The organism is Bacteroides sp. 41_26, assembly GCF_949740115.1.
Classification (GTDB): domain Bacteria; phylum Bacteroidota; class Bacteroidia; order Bacteroidales; family Bacteroidaceae; genus Bacteroides; species Bacteroides nordii.
In genome coordinates this window covers 1-20,578 of sequence record NZ_CATJGZ010000060.1, presented here as the reverse complement: position 1 = coordinate 20,578, position 20,578 = coordinate 1, and the positions used below count along the sequence as shown (strand labels likewise).

Sequence of the window (20,578 nt, the reverse complement as noted above, 5' to 3'; positions counted from 1 at the left end):
TTTGCATCAGTCACGTTTTAGTCCTTAAAAATAGTCCACTTCTGTCCGGTGTCTGTCTGCTTATATCTTGGGTTCAAAAGTATACATTCTTTTGAAATTATGCAAGTCTTTGATTATTAATATTTCAACTTAGGTGCAAGGTGCAAGCTATATATACATATATGCTTGCACCTTGCACCTAAAATTCACTTGTCCTAGAAAAACCTTAGAGATTAGTTTATTCTGCTTTATATTGTTTTATCATATTATCTATGGCAGATAATAGATTTTGAGAACCTTCAGTTTGTCCCCATATCTGCCAAAATTTGATCGTTTGGCTAGATGGTTTAATAGAGGGTTCATCAATTCTGATTCTAGAAGGGAGTAGAGTAGCATCACCAACAATAATGGCTTCTGCAATATCTAGCAATGATAAGTTATCTGCAATGTTACCTAGATTATCTGGTAATAGTCTTTTTATTACGCTTTGATCTTCTACATTTGTTAGCCGAAGACTGATAAAGTTATTACATTGACTTAGGACAGTTCGATTTACTTCTGATGGTCTTTGACTAATGATGACAAGCCCAACTCCATATTTTCTTCCCTCTTTAGCTATGCGTTCAAAACTTTTTAATCCAATTTCAGCTACTGAATCACTATGATCTAATTGCTGAACATAGAGGTGAGCTTCATCGCATAACAATGCAACAGGATGTCGGGAACTTTTGTCGCTCCACTGCTGGACAGAGAATATTATTCTTGTCATTAAACCAATAACCAAAGGTAAAATATCAGAGGGAACCTCGGAAAAGTCTATAACTTTCACTCCCTTCCCAGTACCATCATCCGTTCCCATTAATTTTGTGCAAAAATTCTTTAACCAATCTACATCCATTTCTTCAGATGTTAGAGAAAACATAAATCCCAATCGTTTATCCTCTAATTTATTAGCCAATCTTTGATTAAACCTTGTTAGTTTTCCATTGTATGGACCTGCTTTTTCTCCTCTACTTCCTTCTACTTTTTCTTCATCTAATTCTTGAAGTTTTTGCAATACTTCCTTCAAATCATATGGAACAGGACTATCTAATGTTATTTGTTTTGCATATATTGTCCCCTCAACGTTACTCTCTTTATGAGTTAGAATTTGTTTAGATAAAAGCATGGCTTGGTTGGGAGCATTCATATCGCTACGATCTAAAAGTAACGCTTGCATTTCTTCGTAGTTCAGTAACCAGTAAGGAACCATTAAAATATTATTCGATAATTTTTCTTTTGATATTAAGTCATTTGGAGAGGCTATTTTGTATTGCTTAATTCCAGACTTTAAAAAACTTTCACTTGAATATTCTCCATGTATATCAAATAATATTGCATTCGCCATTTCTAAATCAGATATTTGCTCAACCAATTTTGCTACACAATATGATTTTCCACTTCCTGTAGAACCAACAATAGCCGCATGCCTTTGAAAAAATTTATCTCCATCAAGGTAAGCTACAGAGTTTTCATCCATAGAATATTTTCCAAGGTTTAACGGGTTAATTCCTTTTTCGATCTCGGCAGAAATTGTTTTCATTAATTCGGATAACTTTTCACCATCGATTTTATAACACTTAGCATCGATGTAAGGTAATGCTGTAACATTACGTTTGAATACATTAGAGAATGTCCCAAGTCTATCATGAAGTTCGCCTACAAATACTATTTTGATTGTGTTTACTGGAGTAAATTCTTCCATTTCATCATCATTGTTAGTTGATGATTTTCTAGCAATTTTCACAATCATTCCAACTATGTTACGGCTTGAAAAAGGACTTTCTATAGCTATTAGTTGGTTAATTTGTAATGTAGACAAATTATTGTCATTTTCAACAACAGCGGTAGCAGTACCTGTATCGACACTATTAATGAGAGCAATAGCTTCATTCTTATTATAACTAAATATTGTTTTCTCTTTCATCGTATTGTTGTTTTTAAATTATTTTGCACAAACCTTCTGTTGTCCAATATATTTCATTTGGGATGTTTAAAGCATCAGGTTCATTAGATATCCAAAAATTAGTACCATTATGATTATCATCTTCAATAATAATATAATTGCTACATTGCTTCATTACTGACTCTTTTATTGAATCTGTTGCTTTTTTAGTAACTATAAGTATTGGCACTCTTTTTTTCTTTGAGTGGTTAATCAATTTAGGATGTACATGACTATCATTAAAGCCATATCCAATACATAAGAAGCCACTAGCTTCATTAAATATATTATCAACGATGGATAATAGGCTTCTATGAGGGTCATTCTGAGTCTTTTCATACTTATTAGTACCAGGTGTAATAATGCATGGTGTACATCCTAAAGGTATATCATAGGTATTAGGGAAACAGAAAATATCTTCATTTCTATAAAACCAATCTAATGATCCATGTACCTTCCAGATATTTATACATCCTGTATAAGGCTTCAATTTAGCATATAGCTTAGGGTTCAGATCAGTAAAAAAGACACCTCTTAGGTTGTGTGAAAATCCTGTATTTAAGAATGCATCAGTTTGCGAGGCGGCATATTCCGCTATTTTATCATAATTGGTAGACACAATATTAAGGATAGCAGAATCTCTACCATATATAATGTGATTAAACAAAGATACTAAATTTATTTCTTCGCCTTGCTTCACTTTTTCATATATTTCCTTGTCCTGCTTTACTATTTTGTTCCAAACAAGTTCTACTATTTTTAGCTCAACTTCCATTGTAACCTTGATTTTTAATAGAGCTTCTTCTAAGCCTAAACCTGCATTTAAGTTATCAATGAATTTATTGATACAATCTTGAGATTCTTCATTAGAATATGGATTAGCTTTGAAAAAAGTTTTGAGTTCTAATGCTAAATCCCACATACTTGATATGTTGTATGAAATAGATGCTCCCGAACCTAAAACGATAACGGGATTGGCATTTATAATATTCTGAATCTGAGTAAATAATTTCTCCTTGTTAATCATGACGTCTAAACTTATTCTACAAATTTATTTAGCTCTTCTTCAACTTCTTCAATTGTTGGCAATTTGCTTTTCAGATTATCAGGAAGTAGCTCCTTTACATTAAACTCACTAACCCCAATCGGTGAAGATATATTCTGCAATGCATATTCTACTTCAATCCTATCTTTATCTCGGCAAAGTAACATTCCTATAGTGGGATTGTCATATTCTCCTCTTAGTGTGTTATTGATTAGGTTCTGATAGAAGTTTAACTGTCCCAAATGTTCCGGCTTGAAATTGCCATTCTTCAATTCTATAACTACATAAGCTCGTAACGGGATATGATAGAACAATAGGTCGCAAAAATATTCTTTATTGTTCAGACTCAAACAGTATTGCTCCCCTACAAATGCAAAGCCTTTACCCAGTTCGAGAAGAAACTGGGTTATGTGCATGACAAGCTGCTTTTCTATATCTCGCTCCCGCGCTTTTTGAGATACAGACACGAAATCAAACCAATATGGGTCTTTTACTACTTCCTGCGCCATATCTGCTGTTAAGGCTGGTAAGGTCTGCGAGAAGTTTGTTTGTCCTTGTCCGTAATGCTCATAGAATTTTTGCTTCAACTGATTCTCTAAAACGCTTCTACTCCAACCGTTAGATAGGATTTGGTGCGCATAAAATAATGCTTCTTCTATATTTTGTGCTTTGCTAATTATCACTTTTTGATGTCCCCAAGGTATATTGAAGATAATTCTATAGTTATCAGCTACTTGTAATTGTCCCTCAATCTGGGGGACAATTACATTATTGGATGAAAAGTGTATTTTCTCTGCGTAGAACTCATAGAAGTTCTTACTGTAGTATAGGTTCTGACGAGAAAAACCTTGCATATCAGGAAATTCATTGCGTAAGTCTACTGAAAGCTTATTTATTACTTTGTCACCCCAATTCTGTTCTTTCAGCTTTTGAGAGATCATTTGCCCCAACTGCCAATAAAAGTGTATCAACTCTGTATTGGCTGTTTTTATCATTCGTATTTTGGTAGAACGAATTTGCTGCTTGATGGCTTTTAGCCACTCTATATATTCGCTATCTATTGAGCTTATAGGATAATCTTGCATATAACTATGTTTTTTGCAAAAGTAAATAAATTTATGATAGTATGTTTTTGAAATACATTCTTTTAGCGAGATTCTGTCTGTAATCTATTTATATTGGCTATGTTCTCTAAGACACATTCGCATATAACTGCTTTTTTCTTGGATTTGGATTCTATCATTTAGAAAGAGTAGCGTCTTTTCTAAAGCGAGTAGGGGTACATCCTCTATATTTCTTAAACAGCTTGTTTAAATGGCTTTCGTCAGTAAACCCCAGTTCTGAAACAATCTCACTAATTCTCATTTCACTGTGTAGCAGTCTATTTTCAACTAATTTCATCTTGTAATTTAATATATATTGCTGCATCGTTTCATTAGTATGTTTCTTAAAGTATCGCCCGAGATAGCTGGGTGAGATACCAAAATGCTGGCTTATTGTTTTTGTTTTAATTTTATCAGACTGATAAATATTGGACTGAATGTATTGCAAAATATCTAAAGACTTTTCTTCCGTACATTCATCTACCTGTTCAGGTAAGAACATGGTAATATTACGGGCGACTACAATAATTATGGTATTAATCAATTGGGTTATAATTTCCTTACTGTATATGTTTCTATTTACATATTCTCGAATAATAGCTTCAATCATTGGCTTTACCAACAATTTATCCGTTTTATTTCTTAGAATACATCCCGGTTGATGATTAGCATGTTGCAATATAAATTCTAAGCGTTTTATATTATCTGCTCCAAAAACAGCAGAGTGTATATATATGTCGTTAAATTTGATATTGATAAATTTTGTTGTTGTATGAATTTCAAATGAATGGGTGTCTCCGGGAGTGATCATGAAGAGGTGTCCGTCATGATAAGCAAACTTATTATTATTTATCCATTGTATACCTGTTCCTGTTAAAACATACACTAACTCAAAAAAAGTGTGGTCATGTTCTTTTAACAGAGACTCGTCAAGCTCGTTGAAACTAATTTCAAACGGCTGGTGTAAGTTTTCTCTTCTCATATTTTAAATATAGACTTGTAAAACGCAAAGATACTGATAAAACGCAAAATGATACCTAATAATAGTGCTGGAAATGGTATAATTTTGCTCCGAATAATAAAACCAATAACATTATGGAGTTTTTAGAACTGATTAAAAAACGCTTTTCTGCAAGAAGTTATAAATCGGATGCAGTAGAGCAAGAGAAACTAAATAAGATTGTAGAGTGTGCTCGTTTTGCTCCTTCTGCCGTTAATTATCAGCCGTGGCACTTTTTGATAGTGAAGAGTAAAGAACAACGTTTGAAAGTGCAACAATGCTACAATAGAGAATGGTTTGCCTGTGCCCCGGTTTACATTGTTGTATGTGCAGATAGCTCTGCCGCATGGGTACGCAAGTCAGACAATAAGAATCATGCAGATATTGATGCCGCTATTGCAACCGAACATATTTGTTTAGCTGCAACAGCTCTTGGTTTAGGTAGTTGTTGGGTGTGTAACTTTGATGTAGAAATGCTTAAATCTCATTTCCAGTTATCTCTTGAAAAATATCCTGTTGCCATTGTATCAATAGGATATGTGGATGAATTGCCTAAACTTTCTTCTACCAGAAAGCCTGTTGAAGAAATCGTTACATTTTTATGAATTGAAAATAGGTGCCCATGAAAACAGAATTGGAAAAATGCTTGGCAGGTGAATGGTATGATTGTCATGATCCGGTCTTCCTTGAATTTAAGGAAAAGTCGCATCGTTTATTGATGAAGTATAACTCCTTACCTTACGAAAGAAAAGAAGATAAGTATGCAATACTACAGAAGTTATTTGGTAGTATTGGCACTAAGGTGTCTGTTGGATTTTCTTTTATTTGTGACTATGGTCGCAATATTCATATAGGTAATAACGTGACTGTTAATGTGCGATGTACATTTATTGATTGTAACAAGATTACCATTGGCAACAATGTGCTAATTGCTCCTGATGTACGAATTTATACGGCAACACATCCTGTTGAATTGAATGAGCGCCTAACTCCTACCGAAACAGAGGATGGTTTTGAATACATCCGTCATACTTATGCTCTCCCTGTGACAATAGAGGATGGTTGTTGGATTGGTGGCGGAGTTATTATTTTGCCAGGTGTGACTATCGGTAGGGGAAGCGTTATTGGTGCAGGAAGTGTAGTCACAAAGAATATTCCAGCCAATAGTTTAGCAGTAGGAAATCCTTGTAAAGTGATACGTGCAGTCAATGAAAAGTAACATGATGATTCGATTAATAGCATTTGATTTGGATGGTACAATAGGTAATACAGTTCCTATGTGTATACAGGCTTGCAAGAAAGCTGTAGAGCCTTATATTATGCGTGAGTTGTCGGATGCTGAAGTTGAACAGACTTTTGGTCTGAATGAGGAAGGCATGATAAAACAATTGGTGGGTAGTAAAAGCTGGGAAAGTGCCCTCAAAGACTTTTATGCTATTTATAGCAAGATACATGAAATCTGCCCACAGCCTTTTAGTGGCATTAGGGATTTAATAGAGGACTTGAAATCAAAAGCTATTTTTATTGCTCTGATTACAGGTAAAGGAGAAAGAAGCTGTGATATTACGCTAAGAAAATTTGGTATGGAGAACTGCTTCGACCAAATACTAACAGGAAATCCTCAAAGAAATACGAAATCTGAGGCTATTAGGCATTTGTTGTATAAGTATAAATTACAGCCTTGTGAGATGCTCTATATAGGTGATGCGGTTTCTGATATTTCTGCATGTGTTAAAAATAGTGTGTGTTGTTTATCTGCTGCATGGGCTACTTCTGATAAGATAGCTGTTGGTTTGGAAGAAAGAAATCCAAACAGGGTCTTTTATTCTATTCAGTCTTTAAAAGAATTCTTAAGTGATTATTTACGTGAATCTAATACGCAAAAAGATGAAACAATTTTCTGATGGAATAATATCTAAAATTAGTGCAGAGATAGAAGTCTTTTGTGTGGATAGTGATGTGTCTTCTGATAAAGCTTTGCATATGATAAACTTCATCAGACCATTGTTTGAAGAACTAAGAGAGTATATACACAAATATAACTTTCAGGATAATGAGGAAGAGATAGACTTCTTTAAAAATAGCAAACCATTAATTCTAAGTAAGCTGATATATTACAATGATATTTATACGCTTGAATTAAGAAAACCCAATGGTAATAAAGAAGTAGTTAAGGAGCATTACAAGAAGAAGCAGGCAGCAATCGTAGACTTCTGTAATAATAACCTTGATTTTTACCAGTATTATCGCTCCAAAGCGACACATTTAGACCGATACTATTTCTTTAGAGGACATGAGAACTACAAGTTGTGCCATAATTGTGGGTTGTTGGATAAAGATCCTTTGTTTTCTACCTGTTGTGACCATAGAGTAGCTAAGATGTTGGCTTATGATATGCTGGAAATTTATCTGCAACAGCGATTACAAGACGTAGAAAGGATAGAAGTAGTAGAAACTAGTCGAGCTTCTCTTCTTGATAATCCATTTCGATGGACAGGCACAAAGATTGCTGCCATTGAATTGGGGTATGCCATATATGCAGCCGGAGTGCTGAACAATGGAAATGCCGATATAAAGGAAATAATGACCTATATAGAAGCATCTTTCAAAATAGACTTAGGTGATTACTACCGTACTTATCTCACCATCAGGGAGCGCAAAAGGGATAGAACAGCCTTCCTTAACAGCTTAATAGAAAAACTCCTTCGGAAGATGGACGAAAGCGATAATTAACCTCCTTGTAAGGTTCAACTAATTATTTTCTCTTTTCGCAAGTCCTCATAAACTACTTGGGCTTTTGAAAAGAGAAAATATTTTTTGTCTATACACGAAAGATAGAATGATGTCTGCCTACCTGTCTGTTTTTCAGTCCTGCTTTTATACAGCCTTGCAATCTTGACATCTTGCAATCAAGAAAACAAGTTGTCAGGAAATCAAGCTATCAATATTTCAAGAAAACAATATTTCAATACTACACTAAAAAAACTCATCGGTCGGGGAACGCCCAGCGGCAAGGGGCGGGACCACCCGTCCCGACGAGCGAAAAAGATGTTTGTTTGAGTAATTTTTCTTTCATTGGAAACACGACTTTGGAGTGCTTTTCTAAAAGAGTTCAGAGCTGCTGGGATAAATCTCAGCAGCTCTGAACACACCTTGCTGTTATCTGACGATAACCAATTTCAGTCACCTGAAATTCATTTAGCCATATCTAATTTACGCACCAATAATTCCATATCATTGCTGACCTTTACATCAGCAATTCGTGCATAGATTTGAGTAGTTCTAATATTGGTATGCCCTAAGATTTTAGATACCGTTTCAATCGGTACTCCATTGGTTATCAGTACCGAAGTCGCACACGAATGACGTGCAACATGAAATGTAAGGCTCTTATTTATAGAGCAAATAGACGCAATTTCTTTCAAGTACTCATTGACTTTTTGATTGCTTATAATTGGCAAAATCATCCCGTTTGGTAACTGGTCTTTATACTTTTCAAGAATAGCTTTGGGTACATCAAGCAATCGAATGTTAGATGCAACATTGGTTTTGTGGCGTTTGGTCATAATCCAAAGATTGCCATCAAATGCAGTGCGAATGTTTTCTTGGGTAAGTTCGCATACATCAATGTACGAGAGAGCCGTATAGCAACTGAAAACAAATAAATCCCGTACCTGTTCCAACCTTTTAGAAGCAAACTTCTTGTTGTAGATGGTGGTTATCTCTTCCATCGTCAGATAATCCCTGTCGGTTTGCTCAAACTTAACCCTATAATTCCCGAAGGGATCAGCAGTAACCAACCCTGTGTTCTTGGCAAAGTTTATAATCGTGCGGAAACGCTGTATAAACTTCATCGCTGTGTTGTGGCTGCATCCATGATAGTTTTTGATGTACAACAGGAAATTATCAATGAACACGACATTTATCTCTTTGATAAGCATATCCGAAACCGAATACTTAAACTTCATGAACTCGATAAGACGTTTCTTTGTCAGTTCATAGCGTGAGTAGGTTTTGTCGGTAGTGTTCATTTTTACCTTTTGAAGATATTGCTCGTTGTGCATCTCAAAGAACTCAATTAATGTTTTACCCCGTTCAATCTTACCTAAAAAGGCCTTTTTTACCCGTTCAGAGGTCACATAACCGTCTTGCTCCAATAGAGCATGGTAATGTTGGTGTACTGTACTGCGGATACTGTCTAACATTGAATTGATACTTGCGGCTTCGGCACTTCTGCCGGAAGCCTTTCCTGTACTGACATTCCAGTTGGCAGGGTTTATTTCCATTTGTGTGTTGAACTGCGACACAATTTGGTCGATGGTGATACGCGCGATAATTGGCGCATTACCGTTTTTCTTCGCTGCATTTCGCTTAACGAAAAATAGGAGCTTGAAAGTAGTCCTCATAATCTCATTTTTTTTGGTTGCAAAATTAATTTTATTGATTGTAAATGAGATATTTGCAGGGTAGACAAATATGGACAGAGGTTAGCCATTTTGGGACATTCCGTGACCTATTTTTCTATGCTTTTGTATTGGTCACGAATTGGTCATAGAAGTGTGTCTTTTCGTGACCTTTTGGTGTCTTTGGTCACGGACATTATACAAAGAAAAAACTCCTGCAATACCTTGATATTGTAGGAGTTGTCTTCTTTAAGTCTTGTTTTGACTTGTTTTTCAGTGATCCGCCTGGGATTCTCCTTGCAGAGTTACCATGCTGATATTTAAAACTTTATATTTTTAGCTTCAAGCATATCCCATGAATTATCCCACTAATTTGCTACTTGCTTTTGCGGTAGTTTGCTCATGGAGAATACTAAGTACAAAGATAAATTATTTCTTTTGAACTTACAAAAATAAAAACGATTTTATATAATGTCAATAGAAAGTGAATGCTATACGTTTTGCTACTGATAATCATCATTTTTTACTGGAAAATCTGTATGCTTAAGCACGGAATTATTTCTCGTTATTTTGCTCATGATTTAATACGATTGTTATTGCAGAGGTAAGAATGAATATTGAATTAATCCATTATTTGACTGAAAATATGAAACAATTAGTGCTTTTATTTCTATTATACAGCAATAGTAGTACAGTTTGGAAATAAAATATTGAGATAGATTAGGAGTATTTTTGTCGACAATACATAAGAAGATGTACCTCTTTGCAAAATCAAACAGAGCCAAACAAAAAATCAATCCTCTCTCAATAGTTTGAGTTGTTTATTTATAGTTAGTAATACCGATTCACCAAATTCCTCGTACCAAGACTGAGGTAAATTTTCTGCTTCGTCTGGTTTGGGTAATCCCAATGCACCTGTTATCATTCCTAATTGAACCCCAAATTCACGTACAATAACTATGGGGAATCCCAAATAAATGTGAGACATAATAGAAATAGCTTCTTCCTGTGTATAGTCTGTATTTGGAGATATCAATGCTTTAACTGCATTCGTTGAGGCTTTTAAGGCTTCTAATATTTTTTGTGCGATTATTCTTGAATTTTTATTTTTTAAATATTCAGAGATAGCACTACTAAAGCTGGTTGCGAATATAAGATCGAGCATTTCCCAAAACTCAGTGGAAATTATAAGTTGTTCGGAAATCAAATGATCGAGGTATCTGTGAATGGGATAATCTTTTCTAAAATCTTGATATTTATCATAATGAAGCAAGAAAATAAGATGCTCCTTAATCTTTATTCTACATTCTCGAAATGCATCTAAGGTTATATCCTTCAGGATAGGGGTATGTTTTTTCACTAAGTTTAAAATCTCCTGCTCATCATCTAAATTCTTTATTGTCATTAAGGCATATAGACTTTTAGCATCGTTTTCCAGTTCGAGTCGGAATTCAAAAAAGCGAATAGCTTCTTTTTTTAATTCTTTGTCATCTCCCCAATGCTCAATAAGTAAATTTGATTTGAAATTTAGATAATATATATCTTCTGGATAAATGTCCAAGCCTTTATTTATCCATATCAATGAATCCTTTATTTTATTCAGTTTCTCATAGGCATACGCAATCCCCAAATACCCATAAGCAAAACTATGAATCATTTCCTCTTCACAATCCAAAGCCTTTAACATTAATTTTAAGCCTTCTTCATGCTGGTTGTAGATGCGTGATAGAGTAACTCCTTTACTGAAAAGAGCTTGTGGCAATTTAGGGTTTATTGCCAATGCTTTGTTGTAACATTCGATTTCTTTCTCATGTTCATGGATATCCCAATAAACCTGACCGAGATTCTTCCATGCAGTTGCATGATTTGGATTTATTTTTAAACATTCCTGATAATGCTTTATTGCTTCCTCATGTTGCCCCAATCGACTTAATGTGTTTGCATAGTTATAATAATAATGCTCTTGATTTGATTCGTATCCTATAAATTGTTTGAAAATATTTCTGGCTTCGATGATTTTTCCCTTTATTCCGTTTTGAGTTCCATCTTCAGCTAAAATACATGCTTTAGTAAGGTATAGATTCCGTTTACCGGAAAGTTCAATTGCCTTATTAATATTAAAAAGAGCCTCTTTATAGTTGAAAGTTTCATATTGGCTTTGCGATAATCCTTCCAGAACAGTTACATTCTTAGGATTATCACGAAGCAGATTCTTAAAATAGAAAATAGCATTCTCATATTCCTTTGAATAATAATATCTCCATGCGAGTAATTCAGAATTAGAAATTTCGCTATATTCAAGCGATTTAATGCCATCAACTAGAGTCTTAATGCTAAAAATACGCTGAACATACTTAGTTATTCTTGTCCAATCAAGTTCACTCAACTTATTAGTCTTGGGAACCTGTATTGTGAATGTCTTCTGTTGAACAGTTAAGTCAATATCCAAATCATTATACCAGCACCAATAAGCCTCCTTTTCTTCTTGAACATAAGCGACTAACAATACGGGAATCAACATAGTATTAAACAAGGACAACGTTGAATGCTTTAATGTAATTGTTGCAAAATCAGAATGATGATCCCGTATCATGCTTTTTAACTGGACAGAAAAGCTCAATCCTGTTACTTCGTTATTTATGACAATATTAATGTTGTAGTCAATTCCATAATCATGATCTGGTTTATCAATAACCCACTCATTTGGAATATGATTATTGACAAATTTATTAGACTCTGTTTCAAGAATATGATTATTATGTCGTATCGGCTTTCCCATCGTATGCTACAGTTTAACTTTAGTTTTAATCAATTCTGCGATATCGTTTGATTCCTCTACAATCCATGAATCACTAGAAATTAACAGCTCAATTAGTTGTCTTTCTGGAGAATCAAACAAGTCTTTATTCAAATTTGATAACTCATGTGGTATATGCGAGTTTTTCCAATGGCTATCATGTTCTGACTTAATGATGCTTACAGGTGTTGCATTAGGGAATAGCAATTCAATTTGAGGAATCTTTTTCTTGACCAAATCAAAAATCCTAAGACCATCGTAATCCCAGTCACACAAGTAATAAATAGATAAGTTACGAGTATCTACGTTTTCTAACATTCCGATGTTATAACCTCCTGCAAACCACAATTCCACATTATACTGTTTTACCCTATCGGGAATCCGTAAGAAATAAAGATTTTCACACAATAAAATTGCCTTCGCAGATTTACACGGGACTACATATAAATATTGTTTATCCTTTCCTGACGGTAATTCAGGGACTTGCAATATTTTTTCAATAGCATCCACAAGAGACTTTTTTTCATCGAGGTATTTTTCATTTTTAAAGAACATGAATGATACTCCTCTTACTGTTTCATTGGCTTTTAAGATTTGCTCTCGCAATGATTTCAAAGAACCTGAATCCATTTGAGCTTTGATCTCAATTAATTGTTCGATGTCCGTGTGTTCAAACCTCGTTTGTGGTTTTTCTAATCCATTATCTTTCAAGAATGAACTATATAAGGCAAATTTTTCTCGATATAGTTTATCATATGTTTGCCTGAAAGTTGAATTTTCTGGAATGATTATTTCTTTCCTTAAAACACACAATTCTTTTGTAGAATTTATTAAGTGATCTACATCCGGATCATCGACAAATGATGGTTTTATTTTAATTTTTCCACACTCATATAGAGCTTGCATATCTTTTAATACATTCCACTTCATCTTTCCAACGCTTTCAGATAATTCTCCAAATCAATTCGATTCTCCCTTGTTTTATAGTAACTTGCGGGAACAGGATAATTAATATTATTATCTTTATTCCCTTTTATTAAATGATGCAAATACCAGCCGTCCTCTGAATCAGAATTATACGGTTTTGGGGTCATTGTGAGGATTTGGTAGTCAAATTCACGAGCGATCTTGGGAAAAACATTAAAATTAGTATCATCCAGATTGGCTAATTCTTCTAAAATGATAAATCTCAGACCATTTCGCCTTTTTTCCTGTACTTTTGAAAGACGAGCTATACCCAGCAAAACAATGGCAGAGTACGTTTCTCCGGTGCTTCCGGGTATTTCGTTTTTTTCTTCATCCGTAAGTTTAACTGTTAAGTCGAAGTATGTCTTCGGATTAAGCAGGTCTTTAAATTCAATCGCTTTCCGGATACCTGTTATTTTTTTAAACAATTCCTCTATAAACTCCTGAACAGAATGCCCGAACTCAAGTTCCCCTGGTTTATTTACCCAACGGGCAGATTTCTGTAATTCGTCAATCCAGCCGATATTGATATCATCATATTCTTTAAAATTGAGGTTTAGATAATAAGTATCACTAATTTTTTTACCAATGAAAAATGTATTGAGATTTTTGACGATAGTGTCATAATCTTGATATCGACGTAATGTTTTGGAAAAGACCTTAATCATATTTTCCCGAATGTTTTCAACGATACTAAGACGTTGCTCGTTAGCCTCACGTAAATAATCACTGACATTATCCAAATATCTTATTTTTCCTCCCAGTAAAACTTCTTCGAGTATTCTAAATTGATAGAGTGTATTATTTACCTGAATATTGATTTGTGGATTTTTTCCTTCTCGCGTTTCTCTAAAAAGGCCTACTATGGATTTGTATTCGGTTATATAATTTTCCTGTGCTGTATTGAATTCTGTATCCAATTCATCAAGGCTTTTGGTCTCAATAATATCATTTGACGCACTAAAGTCTTCATCCGGATGTTGTTGAACAAATTGTCCTTTTTTTAAATTGTATGAATTAAGAAGTTTTGCTATTTCTTCTTGTTTTTCTTTTAGTTCTTTTTGAAGATGCGGGAGTTCACCATTTAAATGAGATAATTCATTGGATTCCTTGTTTTTCTTATCTTGTAACCGATTTTTACGTATAGAGACTAATTTCTTTTTTGCTTCATACTGTTTTACCAATCCGAATAAATTTTGTGTGTTTACCGGAATTGTAATTTGGGATAAGATTGTGTCTATGTCTGATTTTAACTGAGCACTTTCAGATAATAAATGAGATATTTTTACTTCCTTATTGCATATCATCCAGACAACCTGCTTAAGATTCTCTATCCCTGAATATTCTATCAGCCGTATGTCGAAATCATAATCTTTAATGATTCTCTTATCATACGGTTGTAATTTTTTTATTTTGTTTAATTCTTCTTTCTCCTGTTTTAGTTTTGTAACCTGAATGTTCAACTCATCTATTTTATTTGATAGTATATTTTCAAAATCTGAACCAGATTCAAAAATTCGTTCGTCTTTTGACAGCTCAATAAATTCCCTTAATTCGCCTAATTTTAACCAAATCCCCTTATTTTGCTTATCGAATTCAAAATTATTTTCATCAAGAATATTTGTTGAAAGAGCATACCTTAAACCTTTAATGGCTTTTTCAGGTTTTTCGAGGGATATATCAATAAGAGATAGTAGTACTGATTCCTGATGCAAGGAAAGAATCTTCTTCTCACGGATGACCTGACCGAACAAGCTATTGGTACCTCTATCAATGAGCAGGTTGATTATCCGATTTAATTGTTTTAGTTTATTTTCTGTTTCGAGAGCTAAGGATGAGAGTTTCTCTTCCTGCTCATGGTGTTTCCTGATAATATCACTTAACTGTCCATATTGTACAAACAAGGGAATGGCTGCGTTGACCTTCTCTATTATTTCTTTTGTCGTTTTTAGTTTAAAGTCTATGGGAGAAGAGTTATTTACTGTTTCTTCTGAAAAATTACTGTAGTGAATCCCTCTTAGTTGGGTGATTTCACTATCAAAACGCTTCCAACTATTATATTTTGACTCGTATTGCAGCAAAAAAGTATAATTGGACTCAATTTCCTCATAATAACTTTCGACAGCAGGAATTAGCCGTTTAAATTTCTTTTCTCTATTTTCTAAATACTTTCTTCTATCTACTTTGCAACTTAAATTTTTACTTAATTCTTGTTCTTGGTTTTGGCTCTCTGAATATTGCTTATCTAGTTCCACAATTTCTTTCAAGTCGAAATTAAACTTGGACTCGTTCATCTGTTTTTCAAATCCATTAAGTTGTTTAAGCACTTTTTGTTTATGCTCAATATCATCTATATGGGAATTTAGATCTTTAAAGTCAGTCAGTAGTTTATCCAGTTGTTGTTTGTGCTTTAGATATTCTTCTAAATACTCTTGATCATCATCTTCAAACAAGAACTCTTTCAGACTGTTCGCCTTATCAAGCCCTAAATCTCTCACTCTGGAAAAAGATTGTATTACTTTGGCAAATGCTTTTAGTTGCTCTGGAATGGTAAGATTTATAGGTAAGATTTCTTTTTCAAACAGAAAAGAGTGGTATCTCTCAATATCTTCATTGAAGGGAAAGTAGGTCAGAAATAACTGATGCTTTTCTTTTAAACGCTTTGACAATTCGTCTAATGGCAGGATTTTATGTTGTTCATTCAAAAAATCTCTATATGTGAGGATTTTACTACTTCCATATACAAGGTCTGTAAGTGATAAGTTCATATCAGGTTTTGAAAGAATCAAAAAAGGACGAATTCTCTTACCTGACCGTGATTGTATATTTACTCCTAATGTGATAAACTGCTCTTCCTTTATTTTGATATTCAGAAATGCATAGCCTTCGTTGTTTTTATACGGAAGTTTCCGGATTTCCCTCTTTTCTTTCGTGAAACCATCTGTGCCAAATTTGATATATTTTTCGTAACAGATAAATATTATCTGGATTAAATCTGCAATGATTGATTTCCCAACACCATTTCCTCCTGTAAAATCAGTCCGTAAAGGATGAAGAAGATAGTCTTGGTTGAAGTGCTTCAAAACACCGACTGTAGATATTGAATATATTTTTGGTTCGTTCATGATTTTCAAAAGAGTTTAATTTTTGAGACAAACTGAGGAAACTCTTCAATCTCATATTTGTATAATTCAGCAAAGCGGTGGATACTTTCTTTTAATTGGAAATGTATATCTTCTTTACCTTTTGAAAGTTTTTTAATCCATCCTAATTGGGTAAAACTATTTATTGTTCTACGGAATAACTCCTGTACCTTTTCCCATTCTTTATCTGTATAGAAATCTCTTACCTCTTCGAAAAATAACTTTTTATATAAGTCCTTAAGTTCGCTTTGCTCTATTTCTTCTTTAATATCCTCCCAGAACAATTCTTTGGGATATTTAAAATACATATCGTAATACATCTTAAGCAAAATAATTCCTATAATTACCTGCTGTTCGCTAAGTTCTCGATATCTATTGCTCAACCTCCCTTTACTGTCTACTGGGAAATCAAGGTAAAAATAAGTACTGTTGTCAAACGTAGCTTTTTCTAAAATGAGTTCGTACAATTCTTTGTAATATTGTTTCAATTCAGGTTCGTAATACTCTCTTAGCAGTTGGTAACTATAATAGTCATCAGCCGTGATATGCTTGCCCTGAAGTAAATCTAAATTCAGGTCTGCAAAGTACCTTTGAACAGAAGGATTACTTAAGAATGCGTATGGACTTTTTTGCGTTGTATTTTCATGTTCCATGTCAGAATATCATTTCTATTGGGGTTTGCTATTATTTTATCAATAGTAACATCAAAATCTTTATTATTGGCATATTGCTGAAAAAGCGAGAAGCCAACTTGAAGTGGAATTTCAATGTTTTGCTCATTATCCAGAATTTCATAAAATACAGATGAATAGTCTAGCTGCTTTTCTTTTTCAATCCTAGAATTACAGGTGTCTATCCATAAAGCTATTTTCTCTTGTATTTGCAACTCTTTCTCAATCTTAGCTCTTTCTGCCTGTTCATAATCCGTGTTACTTTCGGGAACAATGCCTATGCTTTCCGGTTCTACATTGAATTCATATCTGGGCACGAAAAAGAATTGCATTTTCTGGAATGGGAGGCTCTTGATCGGAAATCTTTGGTGTAACACAATACCGTCCTTCCTGTCATAACTACTAGTTTGAAGCACAATCTGAAGTAATTTTTTCAGATTGATTTTGAAAAGCGATTGATATTGAAAATTTTCCTCCAATTCTTTTAACTTTGAACTGGCAAAAACTATCTGATCGTTGATTCTTGATAGCTTTTTATCAATATTATCGAAGAAAACAGCAACTTCACCTTTTATCTGATTAGCTGTTTTCCATTTATGCTCTAATTCTTGATAGCTTTTTTCTTCTTCTATAGACTGATAATGCTTTGTCTCCTGAATTTTTATATAAAAATAATCGGCAGCTTTTTTCAGGTTTTTCAGAGTTTCATCTTTGAGAAAAAGGGCTTCCCTTATTTGCTCTGCTTTAAGTCCGAAATTTTTAAACTCATTCACGAACAACCGCACCATTTCAATAGCCTGTAATTCATCAGAGTATAGAATCTCATTCAGCTTCTTGATAGAGCTTTCAACTTCATCTTGCAAACTTTCGATATGGTCAAGAATAACTCTCTTCGAAGTATCGTGAAAACCTTGTTTAAACCAACGGTTTAATTCTTCAAAATCTTCAATTTCCTCAAATTCAATAGCGAAATATTTTTCAAAATTCTTTTTTAAAGGAAAATTTCTGTAAGGGCTATCTATTTTAGTTTCTAAAAGTTGAATAAACCTTTCAGCATAATCAGAAAGATAGTATTTTGAAACAGTTTCAGGAGGTTTCTTAATAAAGTAATGAAGTAAATCCTTTAATATTTTCTCTATTTGAGGTGTAGCTCCATTTGTCAATGCAGTTACTTCATTGACTATATTTTTTATGTCGTTATAAGAGAATTCTTCTTGAATTTCACCGGATTTAATTTTCTGCCACAACCGAATGATAATATATCCCTCAATCCTGTTAGGAATAAGGAAGTCATAGTCAGAAAATAATTCATTGAAATCAAGACTCATTACATTATTCGATTATATTTCCACCCCCAGTATTTATTACAGAAATATTTCTTCATCTCTGTTCTTCTCATCTTTAATACGCTTGTTAATATATTCCAAATGAAGATTCGCCCACTGTGAAACATTTCCAATTGGATGACTCTGAATCTGGACGAATATTTCTTTCTGAGATTCTAATAAAGGCACTATAGAACCTACCCAAGAAAAAGTTCCCATATTAGCATCGAGGTTATTTAAAACGTCTTGAATATTCCCAAATTCATTAATGAGCCTGAATACAATCGGATGCCAAGTACCATTTTCTTCGAAATTTGGGACCAGCTCTGCTAATCTTGCAGGGGCCAAGGGTTTATTATTTTTGCACCAGTCAAATATCTTCATAACCTCATCGTGATTTTCGAAATCAATAGCATCCATATTCATTTCTTTTATATATTTCCAAAGATACTAATTAATTCAGAAATAGAGAAAAGATCACTTGCAAATTTTGAAGATAAGTTATTGTAACAACACAATGTACCACTTTTACGGCGCCGTTCAACTGCTAAAAGTTATTCTCAGACAATCCTTCCGCCCTTCAAAACGGGCAGGGAAGCCATGAGCGGGAAATAAACGAAGTTGTACGGGAAATACTTTTAGCACAAAAAAAGTCTAATTTTATCAGCTTAATCTTAGTCTTCGTTTCTTCTTTTTCTTGTGTTTCAGTAGTTGTTGTTTATCCGTTGGCTTGATCTCCGTAACCGATGGAAGTATGGATAATAAAGAAGATAAGTTGCTTTTATCTGTTTGTTGGTGTATTGATTGGTTTACTGTTAAACTGGTTTGCTGTTGTATTGAAGTATCTAAAATCATTTTTATATTTTTATCTGTTTTTACATCGACAATCTTTTTCTTTTCGCCAACAAAAAATATTTCATGGGTGTTCAGTTCACGCTCTTGCGTCCGTAGTTTATCCATGACAGGGCGGTTCTTCATGGTGTTACAATACTCGAACTTTTCGGATAGCTGTCGATGGTAGCCAAACAATTTATCAAATCCCTTTTCTACGTTCTCAAACAGGGCTGCACGGTCAAACCCGCCTGCAATAACGCCTTTCTTAGTATTGCGATGGTTGGTAAGCGGGCTTATTTTGACCTTGTTCGATTGGTCTTTACGACTTACAAGTAAATGGCAATGCATGTTCAGACGATTGTCGGAACGGTCACGGGAAAAATGGATTTTGCCGTAAAACTTAATATCCTCTGCCGATAGTCCTTTGTTGAAATTCTTGGCGTATTCGGGAATGAACACTTCACGGATATAGCGCTTCATGGCTTCGGCTTGTTCCTGCTCCGTGTTTCCCACCGCTTGTAGTTCCTTTTCGGATGGGCTGACATGAATAGCATAAAACTTTGCATCCGTTTTTAGGAGTTGCCCGATATTGCTATCTATATCTTTTATGACCTTTGATTTATAGATGTTATCATCTGTCAGATTGAAAAAGCCTTCGGTATATACACACCTTTCCATCCGTTCTAAATCTTCGTGTTCCATGTAATTAGCTAGTTGTCGGCTACTACCAGCATTACTATATGTACCGTTGGATGGTGGGGCAAGGTCTATGTGCATAATCCTATATGTTTATCAGATTGCAGATTTCAGCCTTAAGATTCTCTTTCCTTTTGCTATCCATCACACCACAAGTAGAAAGTTCCGAATAGAGTTGTATCAGGTGAAGTAACTTTTTATAATCCCGTTGGTGTATTTGATAGAGTGCGTTAATCTGTTTCGATTGGTTGTTTATCACATCGACATGATTACAGAATTGTTCGCTTAACTTTTTGAGTACGACTGTGTGTTTTTCTTGACTGGCTTCCAGTTGAGAGATAATAAGGGTTTCCAAAGTTTTTCCGATAGCATCAAAACGCAAAGCGATAGAATTTGTAGCCCGTATCATGGGATTCAGTTGTTCTTCCTCATAGTGACGGATAAAACGTATAATATCATCCTGTCTCTTATTTATTTTCGCTAATTCTGATTTTACAGATTCCGGTGCTTCGGATGGATTGATATGCGCCTTATCTATATACCCGAACGCTAACTTTACAACTTCACTCTTTTTCAGTGAATAGCGTTTGCATATCTTCTCTACCAAAGCTGCCGTTTCCTTGTCTATGGAA

General features: G+C 34.3%; 17 protein-coding genes. 4 read left to right on the top strand and 13 right to left on the bottom strand.

Annotated features, from left to right (window positions below; genetic code table 11):
* Window positions 1–217: 217 nt before the first annotated feature.
* The 4 genes from QX565_RS06840 to QX565_RS06825 all read right to left on the bottom strand — a co-directional run bounded on the left by QX565_RS06840 (window position 218) and on the right by QX565_RS06825 (window position 5,093).
* Window positions 218–1,945, bottom strand: coding sequence for an ATP-binding protein (locus tag QX565_RS06840; RefSeq protein WP_289292080.1), 1,728 nt, complete (start codon window positions 1,943–1,945; stop codon window positions 218–220).
* A gap of 13 nt (window positions 1,946–1,958) precedes the next feature.
* Window positions 1,959–2,990 carry an SIR2 family protein gene (locus tag QX565_RS06835; RefSeq protein WP_289292078.1) on the bottom strand — a complete coding sequence of 344 codons (1,032 nt, stop codon included), beginning with the start codon at window positions 2,988–2,990 and terminating at the stop codon, window positions 1,959–1,961.
* Between the two features lie 11 nt (window positions 2,991–3,001).
* Window positions 3,002–4,093: a PDDEXK nuclease domain-containing protein gene (locus QX565_RS06830; RefSeq protein WP_289292076.1), complete on the bottom strand. Its 1,092-nt coding sequence runs from the start codon at window positions 4,091–4,093 to the stop codon at window positions 3,002–3,004.
* 154 nt (window positions 4,094–4,247) lie between these two features.
* Window positions 4,248–5,093 (bottom strand): AraC family transcriptional regulator, encoded by an 846-nt coding sequence (locus QX565_RS06825; protein ID WP_289292074.1) that lies wholly within the window; start codon window positions 5,091–5,093, stop codon window positions 4,248–4,250.
* Window positions 5,094–5,206: 113 nt separating this feature from the next.
* Here QX565_RS06825 and QX565_RS06820 point away from each other — a divergent pair, with 113 nt between their 5' ends.
* From QX565_RS06820 to QX565_RS06805, 4 genes are read left to right on the top strand one after another with little or no spacing between them, the layout of a single operon-like run.
* Window positions 5,207–5,716 (top strand): nitroreductase family protein, encoded by a 510-nt coding sequence (locus QX565_RS06820; protein ID WP_289292073.1) that lies wholly within the window; start codon window positions 5,207–5,209, stop codon window positions 5,714–5,716.
* A 17-nt stretch (window positions 5,717–5,733) separates the two neighbouring features.
* On the top strand, window positions 5,734–6,330 hold the full coding sequence (locus QX565_RS06815; RefSeq protein ID WP_289292072.1) for a sugar O-acetyltransferase: 597 nt from the start codon (window positions 5,734–5,736) through the stop codon (window positions 6,328–6,330).
* Between the two features lie 4 nt (window positions 6,331–6,334).
* Window positions 6,335–7,015, top strand: a complete 681-nt coding sequence (locus tag QX565_RS06810) for an HAD family hydrolase (protein ID WP_289292203.1) — start codon at window positions 6,335–6,337, stop codon at window positions 7,013–7,015.
* On the top strand, window positions 6,999–7,844 hold the full coding sequence (locus tag QX565_RS06805; protein WP_289292071.1) for an RteC domain-containing protein: 846 nt from the start codon (window positions 6,999–7,001) through the stop codon (window positions 7,842–7,844). Before QX565_RS06810 ends, QX565_RS06805 begins: the two co-directional genes overlap by 17 nt.
* Window positions 7,845–8,305: 461 nt before the next feature.
* Here the strand turns inward: QX565_RS06805 and QX565_RS06800 are convergent, their stop codons facing one another.
* The 9 genes from QX565_RS06800 to QX565_RS06760 all read right to left on the bottom strand — a co-directional run.
* On the bottom strand, window positions 8,306–9,517 hold the full coding sequence (locus tag QX565_RS06800; RefSeq protein ID WP_289292070.1) for a site-specific integrase: 1,212 nt from the start codon (window positions 9,515–9,517) through the stop codon (window positions 8,306–8,308).
* 790 nt (window positions 9,518–10,307) lie between these two features.
* A complete protein-coding gene (locus QX565_RS06795) occupies window positions 10,308–12,293 on the bottom strand; it encodes a tetratricopeptide repeat protein (RefSeq protein ID WP_289292068.1) in 1,986 nt (661 codons plus the stop codon).
* A 6-nt stretch (window positions 12,294–12,299) separates the two neighbouring features.
* Window positions 12,300–13,241, bottom strand: a complete 942-nt coding sequence (locus QX565_RS06790) for a Wadjet anti-phage system protein JetD domain-containing protein (protein ID WP_289292067.1) — start codon at window positions 13,239–13,241, stop codon at window positions 12,300–12,302.
* Window positions 13,238–16,402, bottom strand: coding sequence for a hypothetical protein (locus QX565_RS06785; protein ID WP_289292065.1), 3,165 nt, complete (start codon window positions 16,400–16,402; stop codon window positions 13,238–13,240). The genes QX565_RS06790 and QX565_RS06785 overlap by 4 nt, the downstream gene beginning before the upstream one ends.
* A 5-nt stretch (window positions 16,403–16,407) precedes the next feature.
* Entirely contained in the window at window positions 16,408–17,073 is a 666-nt protein-coding gene (locus QX565_RS06780) for a chromosome partition protein MukE (protein ID WP_289292064.1), read from the bottom strand.
* The gene (locus QX565_RS06775) at window positions 17,028–18,419 is read right to left on the bottom strand and encodes a hypothetical protein (protein ID WP_289292063.1); all 1,392 of its coding nucleotides are present in this window, start codon (window positions 18,417–18,419) and stop codon (window positions 17,028–17,030) included. The genes QX565_RS06780 and QX565_RS06775 overlap by 46 nt, the downstream gene beginning before the upstream one ends.
* 36 nt (window positions 18,420–18,455) lie before the next feature.
* The gene (locus QX565_RS06770) at window positions 18,456–18,836 is read right to left on the bottom strand and encodes a hypothetical protein (RefSeq protein WP_289292062.1); all 381 of its coding nucleotides are present in this window, start codon (window positions 18,834–18,836) and stop codon (window positions 18,456–18,458) included.
* Window positions 18,837–19,079: 243 nt separating this feature from the next.
* Window positions 19,080–20,027, bottom strand: coding sequence for a DUF5712 family protein (locus tag QX565_RS06765; RefSeq protein ID WP_289292061.1), 948 nt, complete (start codon window positions 20,025–20,027; stop codon window positions 19,080–19,082).
* A gap of 4 nt (window positions 20,028–20,031) precedes the next feature.
* Window positions 20,032–20,578 (bottom strand): BfmA/BtgA family mobilization protein (locus tag QX565_RS06760; protein WP_289292060.1); only part of this gene is annotated, 547 nt, incomplete at its 5' end.